Source organism: Runella sp. R0.1_18, assembly GCF_057652155.1.
The window spans coordinates 1-205 of record NZ_JBYFCK010000175.1 but is presented as its reverse complement, the minus strand read 5'-3'; the positions used below and the strand labels follow the sequence as shown (position 1 = coordinate 205).

1 pseudogene is annotated in these 205 nt (G+C 55.6%); it reads right to left on the bottom strand.

The window, feature by feature from the left end:
- Positions 1-205, bottom strand: a pseudogene (locus AC23P2_RS31525) (fibronectin type III domain-containing protein); the annotation flags it as partial.

Here is a 205-nt window from a genome sequence, read left to right as displayed (position 1 = left end):
GCATCTACACTGGCCAATACCGAGAAGCTACTGCCATCGGTGCTACGCTCAATGTCGTAGCCTGTTTCGTTAGTCACGTCTCCCCAAGTCAGATTGATTTGGCTGCTGCTGGCTGCAGAAGCCGACAGGTTGGTAGGAGTGCTGGGAACGGTCACGGGTGGTTGTTGGGTGGTAGCATCGGCGGTATTTGACCAGCCCGAATTGC